Origin of the sequence: Neoalteromonas facilis (genome assembly GCF_002807665.1) — a bacterium.
GTDB classification, from domain to species: domain Bacteria; phylum Pseudomonadota; class Gammaproteobacteria; order Enterobacterales; family Alteromonadaceae; genus Alteromonas_E; species Alteromonas_E facilis.
Genome location: NZ_PEAY01000003.1, coordinates 140,380 through 158,995, shown reverse-complemented (window position 1 = coordinate 158,995; position 18,616 = coordinate 140,380). Strand labels below are relative to the sequence as shown.

The window sequence follows — 18,616 nt, the reverse complement described above, 5'->3', positions numbered from 1 at the left end:
TATGAGATATCCATTAGTTGTTCCAACTCGTTGGGACCAATTCAGAAGTTGGGTATATCGCATTCTTAAGTGGCCCTACTTTGTGACTGGTCTTGTCAGCTACTTATTTATAGGTGCGTTGGTAACCTTATATCTGATGAAGCCGCCAACTTTCAAAAGTGAAATGGACTTGGTACTGCCAGGCACGGGGTCGAGCAGCAACGTTAGCTTAGACGAAGTTGGACAAGTGGTATCTCAAACGACAACGCCATTTGGTGCGGGCGGCTTCAACCCTCGAGTCAATTACAAGGAAATGTTAACGAGTCGTGGCGTATTGGAAAGAGCAGCAGAAACACTTCAAATAGCACCGCACGAGTTTGGGACACCGAAAGTTAGGCTAACAGAGCAAACGTCTATTATCTCGCTCTCGTTGCAGGGAAATTCACCCGAGCAAGCAACAAGCAAAGCTTGGGCTTTATATGAGTCATTGCAAGCTGAACTCGATAACCTACGGGCTGACGAGGTTGCACGACGCGATGCCAGTATCAAAAACGTACTTCAGGGTTATAGAGAGAAAACCAATCAGGCCAGAGCGAATATTGTGGAATTTCAACAACGCGCACTATTGGTATCGACCGAGCAAATGGAACAGGCTATTTCAACCCTGTCACAAGTAAAGGCTAAAAAACTGGATGCAACAGCCAATCTTTCTGAACTAGAGGACTATATTCAGCAGCTAAGCTTCACGCTGCAAGTCACCCCTAAAATAGCAGGCAAAGCGCTTGCCATGAAATCAGATCCTGAATTTATTGGGTTTTACCGTGAGCTATCAGATAGCAGTGGAGTACTATCCGACTACAGCTCCAAATGGGGTAATAATCACCCTAAGGTCGTAGCTGCACAAAAGAGAGTCAGTATTGCTCGAGCATCATTAGTTGAGAGAGGGATGTTACTAACAGGCGTCGATGCGCTTAATGAATTCATGGCACTCAATTTAGAAAACAATCCCAAAAGGGCCGAGCTGTTTGCTGATTTAATTAATGCCAGTGCTAAAAAAGAAGGTATGGACGCGCTGATTGAAGATCTCAACATCGCAGTATCAGTGCTACAGGAAGAGCTCAAACTCTATTCGCGAGAAGTCGCCGAACTGGATCGGTTAGAGCGCGAATTCGATATGGCTGAAGCGATTTATACATCGGCAGCTGCCAGACTGGAGGCCAATAAATCGGATGTATTCGCTTCATACCCAGTCGTACAACTCTTAACAACCCCCTCTAACCCGATTAAGCAGATAAGCCCTAATCCAGTGATTGCTTTAGTGGCGGGGTTTGCCGGTTTATTCTTTATTACATTTGGACTTATCGTCACATGGCAACGCAGCAATATAGTCAATCTACTCTTGAAGAGAAATTAATCTGGCTAGGATTGGCCGGCACCTATCCGATATACCTATTCGGTAGCTTATACCTCGTGGGATCGATTCTGGGTTGGTTGGTTTTCTTCACGCTGGCATTACGCTGGTATGTATATGGCCGACCGACGAGAAGTCGAATTCCGCATATGGTATGGATGTGGATCATCGCAATGGTAGTGATGCTAGTTGTACTCTGGATTGGCCATGCCAATTGGTCGCTCGGTACCGCCAAAACCATTAAATCAACTGTTGGCTGGGCCAAAGGATGGGCTTTAATAGCGCTGTTTATATTTTTGGGTGCCTGTATGCCAATTAATCACCGCCTAATTGCAAGAGGCGTATGCGTCATCGGTGCACACACGCTACTCTTCTCTGCCCTCACCATTTTAACCTATGTCGCGCGCATTCCGGGTGAATTGTATGTTTCTCCGCTGAAAGCAATTGGAGGCCCTGGATTAAGTGTTTTTACCGTTTCTCTATACGGATTAAACCCTGAGACTGGGGCCGGTAGATGGCAGTTTTTTGGTCCCTGGGCGCCGGCAGCTGGGTTTCTGGGTTGCTTATTTTTGGTCATGAGCCACTTAGAAAGTGACAAGAAATGGCGTTGGTATGGGATCGCAGGCGCCGCGTTTATGTGTTTACTATCTCAATCTCGCGCAGGGCTGGTAATTTTTGTGATGCTTTGGCCTATGCTTCGCTTAGGTAATCGTTTACGTGAGCCATGGATCTTACTCTCATTGGGAATAGGTGTTCCTGCGCTGCTCATTTTAGGACAGCCAGTATTAGAGTGGGTAATGGATTCCTACCAGCAAGTAAAAGAAGCACGCCCTGATTCAACAAGAGTAAGGGCAGCATTAGCGAATATCGCCATGCAAAGGTGGGAAAGCGAAGCATATTGGTTTGGACATGGCATTGTTGAAAGTGGTGGAAAAATAGTCGAAGAAATGGCAATAGGCTCCCATCATAGTTGGTATGGTTTACTATTTGTAAAAGGCATCGTTGGATTATATGCGCTGGCGATACCCTTAGTGACAACGATTATTTACCTATTCTGGTATTCACAGAGTAGTCGACTGGCTCACATTGCATTGTGCTTGACCGCTGTGATGTTGAGCTACAGCTTTTTCGAAAACTTAGAAATCCTATCGTATATCTTCTGGCCAGCCCTATTGATCATTGGCATGGCATTAAACCCGCGTAAAACACGCAAGTTTTAATGTGCATTTTGCATATTTAAAATCATCCTTTTGCATTCTGCAAACGCCCACCCTGAAAAATAAACTAACCATTAAATATCAACAACTTAAAAATTGGAACGATAGCTGCAAACATCATTACACGAACGTTAAATAGGACCGTATAATGATTAAAAAGTATGACGCCTACGTCGTGGGTTATTACGGCATGCAAAACAGCGGCGATGACGCATTACTGGCAGCGTCGCTATTGGGCAGTGAACATTATTTAGGCATTAAAAGTACGTTAATTTCACACGCGGGGCCGCTCTCACGACACCGTTTTGGTGAAAGGCGCGCAAATCTAACAGAGGACCAGCGTTTTCCGGGGCAAAATCGCCTGAGTCACTATATCAATGCTGCGCAATGTAAACGCGTAATTTTCGGTGGCGGCTCTGTCCTGCATAGCCAGCAAGACATCAACATTAAAAGAACGTTAATGCACCTCACAAGTTCAACACGTTCAATGGCGTTGGGAGTCGGTATTGAACCGTTCAAATCAGACGCTGATCAACTTGCCTGCACTAAATTTCTGAATCAGTGCGGCATCGTCGCCGTTCGCGATTCCGATAGCTTTAAACTGGCTAAATCAATAGCACCGCACGCGAACGTGGTCGAAAGTTTTGATCTGGCGCCCCTTTTACTCACGCACAAAGAATTCCATCGGTTTTCGGGAAAGCGCCGTGGTGTAGTCGTTAATGTTTGTCCGGCTCCAGTAAGTGCAATGGGAAACACCAATGCCCAAAACGAAACCAAAAGACTAATGTGTATGGCGGAAATCATACACAGTATCTGGGAACTATCCGGCGAGCCTATTTCCTTAATGGTTTTTAATGGGCACGACCGATTGGGTGATGTACGAGTTACACAACAACTACATGATCTTTTGGCTGAACGATTACCGCTAAACATCATTCCCTATAACCCTGATCCTATTCAAGTTCTCAATCAAATCGGACAATTCAAGTTAATGCTGGGGATGCGTTTGCATGCCAATATTTTCGCGTACTTGTCACACACGCCATCAATTAACTTGGGGTACCACCCAAAATCTCACAGTTGGGCAGAACAAGTTGGGTTGTCGCCTGATTATCAATTTAACGCAAATTCCATTGATCGTGTTCGCCTTTTCAACAGTGCTATGAACGCGCTGTCTACGGGCCACACGGGAACCAAACTCAGTACTGACCAAGCATTGCAACAGTCGATTAAAAATTGGAGTCACTCTTATGAAACCTGTACAGATTTCAGTGGTTATCCCACTTTTCAACAAAGAAAAGCACATACTGGCAACGCTTGAAAGCGTTACCTCGCAGCACTACCCCGTTTCTGAAATTATCGTCATCGATGATGGCTCAACCGACTGCAGTGCTGATGTCGTGGCAAGCAGCAATATTAATAACTTACGCCTAGTTCGGCAGAACAATCAAGGCGTATCGGCTGCCAGAAATACCGGGATTAAAGCAGCGCGATTCCCCTACGTTGCATTTCTGGATGGGGATGACCAATGGTTACCTTTCTTTACTGAAGAGATGGCCCATTTGATACAGCGCTATCCAGATGCATCGGCTTACACGAGTCGATACCAATGCGTTGAGTCAGGGAACAAATTTGTCGATCCGAAGATTTACTTAAACGACGTAGACCCCTACGGGATGATTATGCATAACTATTTCGAGTTGGCTTCAAAAGGTGATCTACCTTTTATGATGTCCTCAACCTTGGTTAAAAAAGACATATTTGAACGCATTGACGGGTTTCCCGTCGGTGAGAAAATGGGTGAAGATCAAGATGTATTTGCTCGAATCGCACTCCACGGTTACATAGCCTATTGTCCGAACATCAATTTACTGTATCACCGAGATACCGATAACAGGGCCTGCGACAACAATGTTCCATATGAGGAGTGCGGTTTCAGTAAACGCTTACATGAGATTGTCAACTGCTCTACTTTTGACGAGAAATTGCGTCAAGACATCATTCGCTATACAGCGGCTCATTTGTGCCATTTAGCAAAGCAAAATATTCGTAATCAAAATCCTGCGGTTGCACTAAAACTGCTGCGCGACAAACGCTGCTTTACCAAACCTAAACACCTCATTGCTCTTTCGTTATGGGCCAGCTTTCAACAGGTTTATCTAGCACTAATAGCGCTCTTATCAGGACAAAAACCAAAATCAAATACTCAGGCAATTTAGGAGAATAAGATGAAAATTAACGCTATCTGTGTTGTTAAAAACGAAGCAGACATTATTGAAGAAACATTGCTCAATGCGATGAAGTACTGCCACCGTATTTATATTTTTGATAATGGTTCTGATGATGGAACGTGGGAAATCATGTGTTCAATGGCGTCACGCTTTAAAGAAATTGAAATTGCATTTCGTAGTGACGAACCCTTTACTAACCAATTGCGGAATCGAATTTATAACCAATACAATCATTTATATTCCAAAGAAGATTGGTGGTACATTCTTGATGGTGACGAAATGTTATCAGAGTCCCCGGCTCCCCTGCTTATGAGAGCGAGTAAAGCAGCAAAGACCTGCGTAAAATCCTGGTTTGCTCAATTTTATTACACCGACAAAGATTTAAGTGATTCAGCAATTGAAGATGATTCACAGCCCATCGCTCTGCGAAGAAAGCATTATCGTATTAACTGGAAAGAATGGCGTTTCTTCAAAAACGACCCTACCCAGAAGTGGCCCGAGAACACGTCGGCTCGCGTTCCCCCCTTCTCAAACAAGGTCTTTAAGGAATCGACTATTATCCGCCATTATGCCCACCGGACCATTGAACAACTAGAAAGACGCAACAAAATACGGTTGGGCAATCCGGAAAATTTTGTTCACGTTACAAGTAAAGAACACCTAAAAACATGGATAAAATCTTCCAAGGATTTGTTTGTTTATAACAATGACAACGAATATCAACTGCCACTTAAAGACGTTGTTAGCTACTACTTAAAGGAAGTTAAATTTTGGATCACGTGGCGCTTTCAAAACATCAAAACCGTGATGAGCCGTGGATATGCAATGCTGCATTGTGGCAAAAAGGCCTTGCTTTGATATGAAGCACACGTCGAGATCTCATTTCAACCTGCGAGAAAAGCCTCAGTAAAGGGTGAATGACTGAGGCTTATGCATACAGAGTTATTTAGTTGATTTCGACCTGAAGGATAATGGTAGATGATTGAAACTGCCCCTATGATGCAGACATCTTGAGACAGTTTCGTCATGGAAATACTGACATGTAACCTTGCGACTTTATAGTTTTACTGTTTAACTGCTTAAGTATAGGTGATTGGATTTGTCATTTATGGAGAAAGAGTAGATGGTAATTAGGCATGGCGCTTCACGGTCTTCAGAGATTAAAAATGACCGTATGAAAATTCCCCATCCTATATTGTTGATTGAAGATGCCGATATATTGGCCGAAATTTTACAATACAGGATCGTCGAAAAGTGGGATGTTGAAGTTCACCTTGCCAGGAACCTCGCGGAAGCAAAGCAGCTCCTGACCGAACATCGAACTAAATACCTTGTCGCATTGTGCGATTTAGTACTGCCAGATGCACCGAATGGTGAAGTTCTTAAGCTGGTAGCGAAAGCGGGCGTTAGAGCGATCGCGTTAACAGGAATCTCAGATAAAGAGCAATTTCTAGCACAGTTTAAACGCAAGCTGGTTGACTATGTGGTCAAAGATACCCCCAATGCAATTAATTACAGCGTTAACCTGATTGGTAGACTTTATAAAAACAGCTCTATGAAAGCCCTAGTGGTGGACGATTCACAAACTGGCTTATCCATTTTGAGAGACTATCTCAAATTGCTGAACTTCAACGTGCACACAGCCAAAGACGGTGTTGAGGCCATCGATATATTAAAACAAGAGCCCGACATAAGACTGATGATTACGGATTATGAAATGCCGCGCATGGATGGGATCCAACTAGTCATCGAAACGCGCAAACTAATTGATAAAAATACACTCGCAATTATTGGTGTATCATCGACTGGCCGAACTGACATTGGCGCTATGTTTATTAAAAATGGTGCCAACGACTTTTTGAGCAAGCCTTACACACTTGAAGAACTTATCTGCCGCATCAACATGAACATGGATGCTTTAGAAAACATTGACTATATTTTTGAGTTAGCCAACAAAGATGCATTGACAGGGTTATTTAACCGACGTTATTTTTTTGGGGAGGTTGAAAAGATAGATCAGTCTTGGGTCGCTGAACGATCTGAGATTTCCTGCGCGATGGTCGATATCGATCATTTTAAACGTATCAATGATACATACGGACATGATTGTGGCGACCACGTATTGAAAGAATTCGCAAAAATGCTGACCACACATTTTAAATCTCATTTAATCGCTAGATTAGGAGGGGAAGAGTTTGCCGTTGTGTGTCCTCCCGACTTAAATAAGCAATTCTTAGAGCAAGCCCAACTATTCCGCGAACATATCGAGTGTATGCATATTGAATGGGACGGAGAAGTAATCAATGTAACTGCCAGCATTGGAGTTTTTGCAGCGGCAAGCATTCCTACAGAATCCATGTTGAAAGAAGCAGACAAAAACCTTTACAAAGCAAAAAGTAGCGGCCGTAATCGAGTTATCTCTTAGTCGCCGTTTTTGATGGATTGCAAGAGGTTTATATAGGCAAACTCCTGTCTGACTACTATGACCAACCATTGTAACCTGAACCAAACAGCATAATGAACTCTTCAACTGTCTCGATTGAATAGGCCTCTAACTTTCGTTCATTCAGAGGCCAAAACCATCAACTGATAAGCGTTTTAGCAAGACACTAAAGCGAAGCTCTAGACTTTGCCGCAAAAGACATCGCAAAACGCTCGATATAATCGTAAAGGTTAGTGGGTAACCAAGCGAGCACTGCACACAACGCACTTAGTATTGTTTTTTTAGGTTCTTCCCATAACATTTTAGGAGAAGACAATACGGCTTGCATCATCATAACGCACGCGCTGGCTGGATTTCTTGACTGGACTGCTCTGCGCGATAGGTAACGAAGTTGATAGGCATTGGCGAGTGCATACCATCGATTAAAGAAAAGCTCATGCCCTGGCCTATTTTTCTCCACAGCACGGCGCCAGCTTTGATATTGCTTAGTTAGGTTTGCAGATAAACCGGACGCGTTTACTCGATATAATGTCAGTGCATCATGAATCCCCTCAAAGTGCCACTTTGTATTCAATGTAATTCTCAGCCAACATTCAATATCCTCAGATTGACGCAAGCTCTCATCAAAGAACTGTGGGCGTGAGGGCTCTTCTTCACTGAAAAATCGAATAGCATCGAATGTTTGTTTACGAATGACTGGTGCCGAACCATTACCTACGGGGTTTCTACAAAAAATGTCTTTGCTACTAATATGTTCCAGTTTAGGGAATTGTCCGATACCTAATAGCCGACTCTGTTCATCAATAAAGAGTGAAGGGCTATAACTCACGCCCACTCTGCTTTGGCTCTGCAAATGCTCAACATGTGAGCTTAGCTTTTCCGGTAACCACACATCGTCCGAATCTAAGAAAGCAATATAGTCCCCCTTCGCATCGGCTATACCGGTATTTCGAGCCCCAGCTAGCCCTCGATTTTGCTGTCTGATGACACGTATTCTTGGATCGTTGAGGCTTTCGACATACGCGGCACTGCCATCTTCTCCGCCATCGTCTACACATATCACCTCAAAATTTGGATAGGTTTGTTGTAAAACAGAGCCCAATGCTTCTCGAATGTATTTTTCGACGTTATACATAGGCATGACTACAGACACTAAGGGCATTTGCTTATTCATTTGAGTTTCTCCAAAGAAGATACGGTCAATACACTTGCCACGTGATAGCGGCGAAGAACGGTTTGAATGAGATACAACGTAACGGAAATACATGTCCCAACTAGGACTGCATATGACATGTTGAGTGCGCTATCAGGCATTAAGATCATGATAGCGGCTAGCGTAATTATGCTAAAAACCAGTTGCTCCTTTAGTTCAGAGGTGAAAGCCCCCGATGAGCGCAAAAACAAGCAACGAATATCAAATATTAAAGTGCCGACTGATGCTAAACACAACATCTGAACGATCGCGACACTATCAATCCATCGTTCGCCAAATAAAATAGGCACATAGAATGGAGCCACAGCGGCTTGCGAAAGCAATAGCACGCCCATAATCGACGTTAATAGAATTATTTGGCGAATTGCAGATTGTTGCTGACGGTCTCGATTAAGCGCACATACATGGGGGAACAATGCATTCGAAAACGCATTAATAAGTGATTGGCTTAGGCCAATACTGACAGACTTGGCAAATGCGTATAGCCCAAACACTTCTGGGAGCAACAGCTTTCCCGCAATAAAAAGATCAGCATGACCTTTCAGTGACTTTGAAAACTCGGTGAAAAACAATGTAGATGACGTACGAAACAGCCGCTTGAATACAGCAAGCTCAAACGCGGTACCAAATGACTTTACCGGTGCAATGTAGAAGCCAAATGTCCATAAAAGCACACCCAGATACTTTGTCGCCAGCACCGCATAAATGCCAAAATCAAGCCATAAGCACAGAGCTAGTACCAGGTTTTCAAATGTAAGGCAGGCGCCATTCCATAAACTGAAGTAGCGCATGTTGTTGGCTCGCTGAATTAAGAATACATTGCTACTGGTCAGAGGGTAAAAAAGATATACCGGTGCCAAACACTGCAGTAAAAATTGGACATCATATGACTGATAAAAACTACCAATGGGAAAAGCAAGCAAGAACTGGATTACACTGAGTACTCCGCAAATTATCCACTGTAAACCGGCACCGTTTCTGGTGAATGAGATCACGTCGGTATTGGAGCATTGGATCACCTGTGAACCCGGTCCACACCTTAGGGTAATACGAAATAGGTCATGACAGGCCATTGTTAACATTACGACGCCATACGTCACCGTATCAAGAAATGCAGCCAACGCCAAAACGGTTAAAACTCGAGCTAGCTTACCCGTAATTTCGGTGCCCAGTAGCCAAGCCGTGTTCTTAAACAAGCGATGGCTGAAAATTGCCAAGAATTTGTGAGTAGTAATAACCTTCATAATGAGTCCTACCGGTTCACGGTAAAATCATTAATTCAACTATCGTTCCAACTCAAAATAAAATATAACCGACTGTTTTAAAACACATATTTGAATCGCGATTTGAGATATTTGCAATTTGCAAACACACTATTTGCAATGTGAAAGAGATATTTAGGTTACCACGACTGCATTTTTCGATATAAGGTTGACGGGCTAACGCCTAAGGCTGTGGCAGCTTTAACGACATTGTCATGATAAAACGTCAACGCGTTTTCAATCGCTTTACGCTCCACTACTGCTAATGGTTCTACAGAATGAAAATCAGTCTTATCAAGCTCATCTAATAATCGTGGTTGTATGCTCGGCGCCTCATCTTCTTCAGCACTTTTTTGTGGGTCAGGAACATCAACAGCGCCGACAGATAACTGCTTCACGTCTTGTCGATTAAGCCCTAACTGGTTGCCCAAAATATCACTGCCTACGAGTGGTCCCTCTGACATAATAATAGAACTGTGAATTGCGTTTTGTAGTTGCCTAACATTGCCAGGCCAACGGTAGTGTCGTAACAACGCTTCGGCATCAGCAGTAAAGCCAACAAATTCCTTTTCTTCTAGCGCTGAGTATCGTCGTAAAAAATGAGATGCTATTTGAATAACGTCTTCTTCACGTTCCCGTAAAGGGGGTAAATCAATTGAAATGACGCTGAGTCGGTAATACAAATCTTCGCGTAATTTTTGCTCTTTGATTGCTTGCTCAGGTTCTCGATTGGTCGCACACAAAAACCGTACATTGACCTTTTCCTCTTTGCTGGAACCGACTCGTTTAAAGGTCCCTGTTTGGATGAAGCGCAATATTTTAGCTTGTAGTGAAATATCCATTTCACCCAGCTCATCCAGAAACAATGTCCCCTCATGCGCCAGAGTAGCAGCACCATCGCGATTGGAAACGGCACCAGAAAAAGCCCCTTTAACATGACCAAATATTTCGGATTCCATTAGCTCAGAGGGTATAGCTGCACAATTTAACGCAATGAATGGGTCGTTCTTTCGTTTTGATAAATTGTGTATAGCTTCTGCAGCGACCTCTTTACCTGTACCACTTTCACCCGTAATAAATACTGAAGCGGTGCTTGGCGCAGACTTTTCAATAGCCCGATAAACGAATTGCATGGCAATTGAATCACCGATAAACCCTGCAAAATCCTTGCGTCTTCTTTTTTGATAGCGTTCAAGAGTCTTTTTCAGTATCTGTCGCTCAACCTGTAACTCTTGGTCACGAAACGCTTGCTGTATCAATATTAATAGTTGCTGATTATCCCACGGTTTTTGCAAGTACCCCCACACTCTACCGGTATTGATAGCCTCAAGAATATGATGACTTTCAGCATGTGCCGTCAGCATAATGCGTATTGTTTCTGGGTACTTTGCTGCTATCTCACTGCACAACTCAACGCCGCTCATACCAGGCATCGTTAAATCAGAAATCACAATATCAACTGGACTTTTTTCCAACAACCTTAAAGCATCAATACCAGTCTCAGCGACACTTATATCCATGTCGAGAGGCCGTAGCACTCGCTTCAGAGAGCTTAACACTGACGATTCATCGTCTACTAACAGGATCCGTTTTTGTATCTGCATAGAAGCCCTTAAGGTTTTTGAGTGGCATATTTAATGCAACCAAAACCGATAAATAGTTACTTACTGCGTTTAGCTTATGCCGTTATTTACAATTAGTAAAGGTGCCTAGCTTAAACCTACCCAACAACAAAAAGGAGACTTAAGTGATTGTTTCAAAACATAATTATAAAATCTCCAGGAAGATAGACATACTGTGTATTGACGATGAGACGCAGATCTTACGAGCACTTGAAAGAACACTAAGAAAACTAAACTGCGATTTGCATTTTGCAAAACATCCGCAGGACGCGATTGAAACAATTACAAATACTCAAATAGACATTATTTTATGTGACATGAAAATGCCGGACATGAACGGTGCTGAATTTTTTTCGTACGCAGCGAAGCGTGTTCCACATACCAAGCGAATATTATTGACGGGGTATGCCGATATTGATTCCACGATAACCGCGATCAACGAAGGCGCTATTAACCATTACGTTAGAAAGCCTTGGCAATCAGACACGCTGTTAGCACTGATTCAGAGCATGATCACCGATATATACAGTGAGCGTAATAATCGTTATTTACAACGTGCAGTGATTTGTTCCCGCAAAACACTTAGAAACACTAACAAGCGCCTGAAGGCTTCGGTACAGCGTAAAACGTGCGAAATCACCGATGCCGTGAACAACCTGCACTGTGAACAAAAAGCAACCGAGAAGGTGTTATACAACTTACTCAGGTCTCATCCCAATTTTGATGCTCAATTGAGCCGCAATGTTGCTAAGTTAAGTGACGAAATTGCGCACAAGCTAAAAATAACAACCAATGCCGAAAGTTCTTACTTATATCGTGCGGGGTTACTTCATCAACTTGGCACCATTGCATTAGACAAAACGTTGAGCAGAACTCCTCGTTTAGATCTCAATTATGCTCAGCAGCGGCTGTTTACCGCTCAGGTAGATGCAATACCTTCAATCTTATCACCTATGGATCGTCTATCTGACATTCAATCTACGCTGTGTTTCCAATTCGAAGGATACGCTGAAGGCTACGGATACCCTAACAAGCTCTCAGGGCAATCGATACCGATTGGCGCTCGGGTATTACACATTGCGCGAGATTACTGCTCTTACACTTGCGGGAAAATGAAAGCGCTGAAACTGACGCACAAACAAACGTTAACAGAAATGAATAAAAGTATAGGGCTTCTATACGACCCTCAAATATTAGATCTACTTCTTGAGTTTGATGGAAATCGCGTTGTTTACACTGATACTGTTTACGCATCTCATCAGCTTCAACCCGGCATGGTACTCGCGCGGCCGCTATTTACTGAAAAACATGTGATGCTGCTGCCTGATGGGCACATTTTTGACTGTACTACGATAGGTAAAGTCATGGCCTATGAGCGCAATACCCATAAACCGCTCGAGTTCATTGTAGAGCCCAACGATTACTAAATTGGAATCACAACTTTCATAGTCGTGCCAATGCCTTCAACTGACTCAACTATGATGTCTCCCCTATGCGCTTCGATAATGGTGCGTGATACAGACAATCCCAAGCCAGTGCCTTTGCCGACTGGCTTGGTCGTGTAAAAAGGAACGAATAAGTTGGCCATTACGTCTTCTGACATGCCCTGTCCGCTATCAGAAACCGAAATTTCAACGTTTGAGTCTTTTAGTTTGCTTTCAACTTTAATGTATCCGTCAGCGCTAATGGCTTGTGATGCATTAACAATTAAATTAATAAATACTTGTTGCAACTGACCTTGATTACCTTTGATGGTCGGTAAGGAGTCACAAAGTTTTGTGTTAACTGTTAATGTCGACTTTATCGAATTTGCTGCAATTCTGAGCGCTGCCTTCACGCATCGATTTACATCAACCATCGTAAAGTCAGTGTTGGCTACATGGGAAAAATTTTTAAGGTTGGAAATGATCTCGGTAATTCTAGCTATTCCCTCTCTATTATCAGCGATAATTTCTAAGCTATCTTGAAATAAGTACGCCATGTCATGCTGTACAGCAATAGCGTTCAGTTCTGACGCGCTCATTGCATGCTTTTCTGCCGATTCCATGACCTTGGCATAGAAATCCTTAAAGGCTTGAAGATTATCATTTAAGACCTCAAGGTTAGACTTGATAAAGCCAATAGGGTTATTAATTTCATGCGCGACACCAGCAGAAATTTGACCTAACGTCGACATTCTCTCGACCATTACGAGTTGTTTTTTCGCACTGGCAAGGTGCTCTGCAGTTTGCTCCAGAACCGATCTTTCCAAATGTGCACTTGCATCACTTAGACGCTTCTCTACCCCATCTCTTAATTGCTTTTTTGCAGTATCTAAAACAAATAACCGTTCCTCATCAATCAGCGGCTCATCAAGGCACAATACTAGCCAAGCTACTTTCCCATCGATATAGGGGAAGTTAATCGAAACTAGCCATCTCATATTCTCTTTATCAGCTAGCTTCATTTCTCGAATAGACCATTGCTCAAGCAACTCTTCACTCTCAAAAGGAATGTACTGCAAAATAACAGGAGGAAATCTACCAGCTTGTTTAACCGGTTTATCTGGCTCCCACACTAATGGCTTCGATTTATCTGACAATTTTCCTTTTCTGGAGAAAAAACATACGCCCAACTCTGCATCAAAGAACTCTGATGTCATCGCTAACGTATTTGAAAATAGCTCGCTAATACTTTCTTCAGATGTAATATGAGATGTCGACTTAGAGAGAAATTCTAATTCAGACTGCCTTTTCTGCGCATCTAGTACCGCCTCTTGCAGTGCCTTAGTCGACAGATGCATTTGCTCAGAATATTTTTCTAATTGACGTTCAGCGTCTCGCCTAGCGCTAATCTGGCGTTCGAGTTTTCGCTCGAGAACTGAAATCCGTTTATTTAATTCTTCAGACATAATTGCTTATTAACAATAAATAGAATTCCCCAAGGCCCACGCAATATCGTATTCAGTATTTAATATTGACATCAAGCTTTTTAACTTTTGTATAAAGAGTCGTCTTTTTTACGTTATAGGTGGCGTGAATATTCCTATATTTCTTCAATACTTTAAGTCTGTGCATAGTGCCACTAACTCAACGTTGAGGATGAATAAAGCGATGAACTATATATTAGGACCAATATCTGATCTTTCGTGCAAGTTCGGACGCTTCAAACGGTTTGCTTATATAGTCATTCATTCCGACTGCAATACAATGCTCCCTGTCGCCCTTCATTGCATTTGCTGTCAATGCGATAATAGGGATATTCTTTACTTTTTCACCGACATCACCTGATCGAATTTTCTTTGATGCCTCGAACCCATCCATAATTGGCATTTGGCAGTCCATCAATATAACATCAAAAAACGTGTCATCCTGTTGAAGAATATCTAAAGCTACTTGACCATTATCAGCCACGGTAACGTCGTGGCCTTCCAATTGATGCACAGCGACTGCCTGATTTATCTCATTGTCTTCCACTAATAAAATGGAAAGCGAACGCTTTGATTCATAGACACGGTCTTCTTCGATTGCTCCTTCACTATCTAGTGATTTATCCCTATCCGAAATGATATCTACAGGCAGCTTAATCGTAAATTGGGTTCCTTGCCCATGCTCACTGGCAACTTTAATGTCTCCCCCCATCAAGTGACAAAGTTGTCGAGAGATTGAAAGCCCAAGCCCTGTGCCACCAAATTTTCTCGTGGTTGAAACATCTTCTTGAGAAAACTGCTCAAATATTGCATTCAGTTTGTCTGGCGATATTCCAACACCTGTATCTTTTACGATCACAGACAATACGCCATTTGTGTCTTCTGAAGTAACTTTGAAAATGAGCTTTACAGAACCTTTCTCTGTAAATTTAACAGCGTTACTCATAACGTTTTCAATAACTTGTCGAATTCTCGTTGGATCACTCTTAATCAGAATGTCATCTGAGAGTTGAACTTTCTCAATAAACTTGAGCCCTTTGGATTTGCACTGAACTCTGTAAGAATCAATTATCTCAGAAATAAAATCAGAAGGATCAAAGAATATGTTTTCGATTGCCAATTTACCGGCTTCAATTTTAGATAAATCCAAAATATCATTTATGATGTGGAGTAAATTTTTTGTGCTGTTGAGTGCTAACCCCACAAATTCATGCTGTTTAGTATTCAGAGAAGAATCGTTTAGTAGTTGCAATAGACCGTAAATACCATTAATCGGTGTTCTTATCTCATGACTCATATTGGCGAGAAAATCGGCCTTCATCCTCGACGATTCTTCAGCTTTACGTTTCGCTGTCTGTAGAAATTCTTTTGTTTTTTCTTGAGCCGTTACATCTTGTTGAATACCTAGATAATGTGTAGCTGAACCATCATCATTTTTGATTGGGGTCAGGGTCAAATGATTGTAAAATTGACTACCATCTTTGCGATAATTTAGCAGTGTCACTTCTATAGGTTCACGTTTTTCTATCGCTTTTCTAATTGCCATTGTGTGTTCGGGATTGGTATCAGGCCCTTGCAAAAAACGGCAATTTTTACCAATAAAACTTTCACTCTTATAACCCGTTAGTGTTTCACAAGCTTTATTGACATAAATAATAGGCTCATTGGGTTGTGTTATATCGGATATGAGAATAGACGTACTTGCTCTATCAACCGCTTGAGTTTTTAACAATAGTTCGGTTTCCAGATTCTTACGCAATGTAAGATCTTCTCCAACTAATACTGTACCGGTGACTTGTTCTTGATTGTCTTTCAGTGGGCATACATACCAACGAATGACTTTTGTTGAGTGGCCAATGGAGGAAAAATATCTTCGCTCGGTACTGTTTACGTGGGTTTCATCCTCACCAATATTCAACTCATCAATCAATGCGAGTAAATCATGACCCATGACATCTGAGTTCTGCATAAACTTGTCACAGGCGTCATTTAACAATATGAATTTTCCGTCATTATCGACAACAACAACGAATTCAAGCATCGCATTAATGACATTGTTAACTTTGTCATTAGACAATGACAAGTTGTCTATTTGAGTTTTTAATTTCTCGAACGATTGTTCGATTTTATACAGCTCCTGAATACCTGTTGCAGCAGTATGTGCTTCATTAATTTTTACTGTACGAAACCCGCTAGCTATCTGATCTCCAAAGGACTTTAAGGTTTGAGATCCAATTTTAGCGGTATGCATAGCGTTCGATACTGACGCAAAAAGTGCTAGTAACAACGTTAGAAGGACAAAGGGAGCCAAGTATAAAAATGAAGAATAGGCTCCAATCAGGTTCTCAAAACTATAGTAGTTGAGTTGGTTAAACTCTCTGTGCTTCACTATAAAATCATCAATTAGCGCAAGGTTTAACGTTTCGCCATATTTAATCGGGAAATCGCCCGGAGCGATTAAAACTCTTCCCTCACTGTCAGCTATTAATTGCTTTGAAGTATCACCTGTAAGACTAAACATATTCGCCAATGATGGTGAATAAAATACGATAGCGCCTTCTACTAAACCAGCTGAAAAAAACACTGGCACGGCAATAAAAACCCCTCGCACGTCTATTTCAATGAACCTTTTTCCGTGCTCTAGAACCTGAGAACTCCAACTGTAAGTAGAAATCTGATTGTCTAATGTTTGGATATTCTTACTAGCAATCACTTCCCCATTGAAATTAAAAAAAGCAATCGATGCGTTAGCATCGCTGTTGATTTGGAGTGACTGGAAAAACAGCGGTAAATAGTAACGCTGTTGCTGAGGCTCAACCAAACTATTAACAACAAAATCATTGCTCGCAAGATTAATTAACTGTTCAGTCGTGTCGGTAATAGCAGCTTCAACTCCAGCACGCGATTTTTCTATCCGCTCTAGATGCTGCAGCTCAATTTGCGGACGACTATAGAAATAAAACAAAATCCCTAATGCAATAGCTAGCAACAGCAATATACCAACTTGTCCTGGCAACGATCGTAATAATAAAAATCGTTTTAAACTAATTTGATCTTTCATTTTGTCGACTGCTTTGGAACTAAAAACCCATCGTCATTGTATCTAGCCATAATATAATCCTCGGCCCATAACGCATCATTGCTATCCACGAAGGGGGTACTGTAGGTTTTCAGCAATCCTTTATGCGACTTCAGCTCTTTTAACGCTTGTCGGACCGCATTCGGCTCAATACTCTGCGCTTGTTGTATTGCCTTAGCCAGCATGTGAACAAGATCATACGCATGAGCCACGCCAACTTGACTCGTCATCGTATATTTGGTTACTGCGCTATCGAACTGAGATGAGTATGCGGATAAAACCCGTTGCGCTATCGCCTGATCAACCTCCGGTAAAGCAAAATGAAAGGTTTGCAATACGTGCAAATCCAACAAACGTAGCTTTTGTAAACCCAACTCATCAACAAAATTACCTGCGGCGATTCCCCAGTGAGAAATAAAGGGAACTTTACTTAGCATCTCGTTTTCAAGGGAGTCTCTTAATACGACGGCACCTTCAGGCGCGTTTGCAACTAATACAACACCTTCGGCTCCTGATGCCACTATCTGTTGAATCTCATCTATGAAAGTCGTTTGACGCCAATTAATCCAAGCAACATCGACTACTTCTATATCAAACTTGGGCGCCGCTTGTGACAATGATTGCAAGTTGGATCTTCCCCAACCAGTTCTCTCGAGAACCAACGCAACCCGAGTCAGCCCCCTTTGTTTAGCTTCTCTTAATAAAACACTCGCAGCCTCAGAATCTCTGACGGATACCCTGAATACAAAATTGGGGTCAAACCCATTTTCCACAATTGGAGTACCTGCTGCCCAGGGTACCAGAAACAAAATTTGATTTTGATTGATGTATTCAAGCTCATTTAATACAACAGGCGTATGAACACCGCCAACAACTGCCGCCAAATTTGGCTCTTGGTTGAATGCCTTTAGGTTTTGTAACCCTCTTGCAGGATTACCTCTGTGATCTTTAACGACTAATTCCAGCGGCCTTCCAAGAATGCCGCCCGCTGTATTTATTTCATCAATCGCTATCTTAGCACCTCTATAAATTGCATTTCCGCCATCGGCTGCCACTGATGACATATCTGCATCAATACCAATAATTATTGATTCTTTCGCTGAACATGAGAAAGCAGCACTGAACAATGCAACCCCAAAAAAAAAGCATAACGATTTATTAAGTCGTCTATTTTTCATACTTAAATTAACAGATTATTGAGCTTTAACTACTTGGATACGTTTAATTTTAGTCACTATCTGATTTTTGTGT

At 42.2% G+C, this 18,616-nt stretch carries 13 protein-coding genes; 7 read left to right on the top strand and 6 right to left on the bottom strand.

The window, feature by feature from the left end:
- The first annotated feature begins 1 nt into the window (after window position 1).
- From CSH93_RS09135 to CSH93_RS09110, 6 genes are all read left to right on the top strand, one after another.
- Entirely contained in the window at window positions 2-1,393 is a 1,392-nt protein-coding gene (locus CSH93_RS09135) for a GumC family protein (protein ID WP_100642948.1), read from the top strand.
- The gene (locus tag CSH93_RS09130) at window positions 1,348-2,610 is read left to right on the top strand and encodes a capsular biosynthesis protein (protein ID WP_100642947.1); all 1,263 of its coding nucleotides are present in this window, start codon (window positions 1,348-1,350) and stop codon (window positions 2,608-2,610) included. Before CSH93_RS09135 ends, CSH93_RS09130 begins: the two co-directional genes overlap by 46 nt.
- A gap of 145 nt (window positions 2,611-2,755) precedes the next feature.
- Entirely contained in the window at window positions 2,756-3,928 is a 1,173-nt protein-coding gene (locus CSH93_RS09125; protein WP_100642946.1) for a polysaccharide pyruvyl transferase family protein, read from the top strand.
- Window positions 3,858-4,826, top strand: coding sequence for a glycosyltransferase family 2 protein (locus CSH93_RS09120; protein ID WP_100642945.1), 969 nt, complete (start codon window positions 3,858-3,860; stop codon window positions 4,824-4,826). Before CSH93_RS09125 ends, CSH93_RS09120 begins: the two co-directional genes overlap by 71 nt.
- A 9-nt stretch (window positions 4,827-4,835) precedes the next feature.
- Window positions 4,836-5,696 carry a glycosyltransferase family 2 protein gene (locus tag CSH93_RS09115; protein ID WP_100642944.1) on the top strand — a complete coding sequence of 287 codons (861 nt, stop codon included), beginning with the start codon at window positions 4,836-4,838 and terminating at the stop codon, window positions 5,694-5,696.
- A gap of 265 nt (window positions 5,697-5,961) precedes the next feature.
- Window positions 5,962-7,263 (top strand): GGDEF domain-containing response regulator, encoded by a 1,302-nt coding sequence (locus tag CSH93_RS09110; RefSeq protein WP_100642943.1) that lies wholly within the window; start codon window positions 5,962-5,964, stop codon window positions 7,261-7,263.
- 184 nt (window positions 7,264-7,447) lie between these two features.
- Here the strand turns inward: CSH93_RS09110 and CSH93_RS09105 are convergent, their stop codons facing one another.
- From CSH93_RS09105 to CSH93_RS09095, 3 genes are all read right to left on the bottom strand, one after another.
- The gene (locus CSH93_RS09105; RefSeq protein WP_100642942.1) at window positions 7,448-8,455 is read right to left on the bottom strand and encodes a glycosyltransferase family 2 protein; all 1,008 of its coding nucleotides are present in this window, start codon (window positions 8,453-8,455) and stop codon (window positions 7,448-7,450) included.
- Complete coding sequence (locus CSH93_RS09100) at window positions 8,452-9,738, bottom strand: oligosaccharide flippase family protein (protein WP_100642941.1); 1,287 nt, start codon at window positions 9,736-9,738, stop codon at window positions 8,452-8,454. The genes CSH93_RS09105 and CSH93_RS09100 overlap by 4 nt, the downstream gene beginning before the upstream one ends.
- Before the next feature lie 158 nt (window positions 9,739-9,896).
- Window positions 9,897-11,360, bottom strand: a complete 1,464-nt coding sequence (locus CSH93_RS09095) for a sigma-54-dependent transcriptional regulator (RefSeq protein ID WP_100642940.1) — start codon at window positions 11,358-11,360, stop codon at window positions 9,897-9,899.
- A 143-nt stretch (window positions 11,361-11,503) separates the two neighbouring features.
- Here CSH93_RS09095 and CSH93_RS09090 point away from each other — a divergent pair, with 143 nt between their 5' ends.
- Window positions 11,504-12,805, top strand: coding sequence for a response regulator (locus CSH93_RS09090; protein WP_100642939.1), 1,302 nt, complete (start codon window positions 11,504-11,506; stop codon window positions 12,803-12,805).
- Here the strand turns inward: CSH93_RS09090 and CSH93_RS09085 are convergent.
- From CSH93_RS09085 to CSH93_RS09075, 3 genes are all read right to left on the bottom strand, one after another.
- A complete protein-coding gene (locus tag CSH93_RS09085; protein ID WP_100642938.1) occupies window positions 12,802-14,268 on the bottom strand; it encodes a sensor histidine kinase in 1,467 nt (488 codons plus the stop codon). The two genes, CSH93_RS09090 and CSH93_RS09085, sit on opposite strands and share 4 nt — an antisense overlap.
- 214 nt (window positions 14,269-14,482) lie before the next feature.
- Window positions 14,483-17,347 (bottom strand): ATP-binding protein, encoded by a 2,865-nt coding sequence (locus tag CSH93_RS09080; protein WP_100642937.1) that lies wholly within the window; start codon window positions 17,345-17,347, stop codon window positions 14,483-14,485.
- Window positions 17,344-18,543, bottom strand: a complete 1,200-nt coding sequence (locus CSH93_RS09075; protein WP_100642936.1) for an ABC transporter substrate-binding protein — start codon at window positions 18,541-18,543, stop codon at window positions 17,344-17,346. The genes CSH93_RS09080 and CSH93_RS09075 overlap by 4 nt, the downstream gene beginning before the upstream one ends.
- Between the last annotated feature and the right edge of the window lie 73 nt (window positions 18,544-18,616).

Bases quoted from the DNA above. Each gene is read 5' to 3' on its own strand.
- CSH93_RS09135 (WP_100642948.1), top strand. From the start codon at position 2: ATGAGATATCCATTAGTTGTTCCAACTCGTTGGGACCAATTCAGAAGT.
- CSH93_RS09130 (WP_100642947.1), top strand. From the start codon at position 1,348: ATGGCAACGCAGCAATATAGTCAATCTACTCTTGAAGAGAAATTAATC.
- CSH93_RS09125 (WP_100642946.1), top strand. From the start codon at position 2,756: ATGATTAAAAAGTATGACGCCTACGTCGTGGGTTATTACGGCATGCAA.
- CSH93_RS09120 (WP_100642945.1), top strand. From the start codon at position 3,858: ATGAAACCTGTACAGATTTCAGTGGTTATCCCACTTTTCAACAAAGAA.
- CSH93_RS09115 (WP_100642944.1), top strand. From the start codon at position 4,836: ATGAAAATTAACGCTATCTGTGTTGTTAAAAACGAAGCAGACATTATT.
- CSH93_RS09110 (WP_100642943.1), top strand. From the start codon at position 5,962: ATGGTAATTAGGCATGGCGCTTCACGGTCTTCAGAGATTAAAAATGAC.
- CSH93_RS09105 (WP_100642942.1), bottom strand. From the start codon at position 8,455: ATGAATAAGCAAATGCCCTTAGTGTCTGTAGTCATGCCTATGTATAAC.
- CSH93_RS09100 (WP_100642941.1), bottom strand. From the start codon at position 9,738: ATGAAGGTTATTACTACTCACAAATTCTTGGCAATTTTCAGCCATCGC.
- CSH93_RS09095 (WP_100642940.1), bottom strand. From the start codon at position 11,360: ATGCAGATACAAAAACGGATCCTGTTAGTAGACGATGAATCGTCAGTG.
- CSH93_RS09085 (WP_100642938.1), bottom strand. From the start codon at position 14,268: ATGTCTGAAGAATTAAATAAACGGATTTCAGTTCTCGAGCGAAAACTC.
- CSH93_RS09080 (WP_100642937.1), bottom strand. From the start codon at position 17,347: ATGAAAGATCAAATTAGTTTAAAACGATTTTTATTATTACGATCGTTG.
- CSH93_RS09075 (WP_100642936.1), bottom strand. From the start codon at position 18,543: ATGAAAAATAGACGACTTAATAAATCGTTATGCTTTTTTTTTGGGGTT.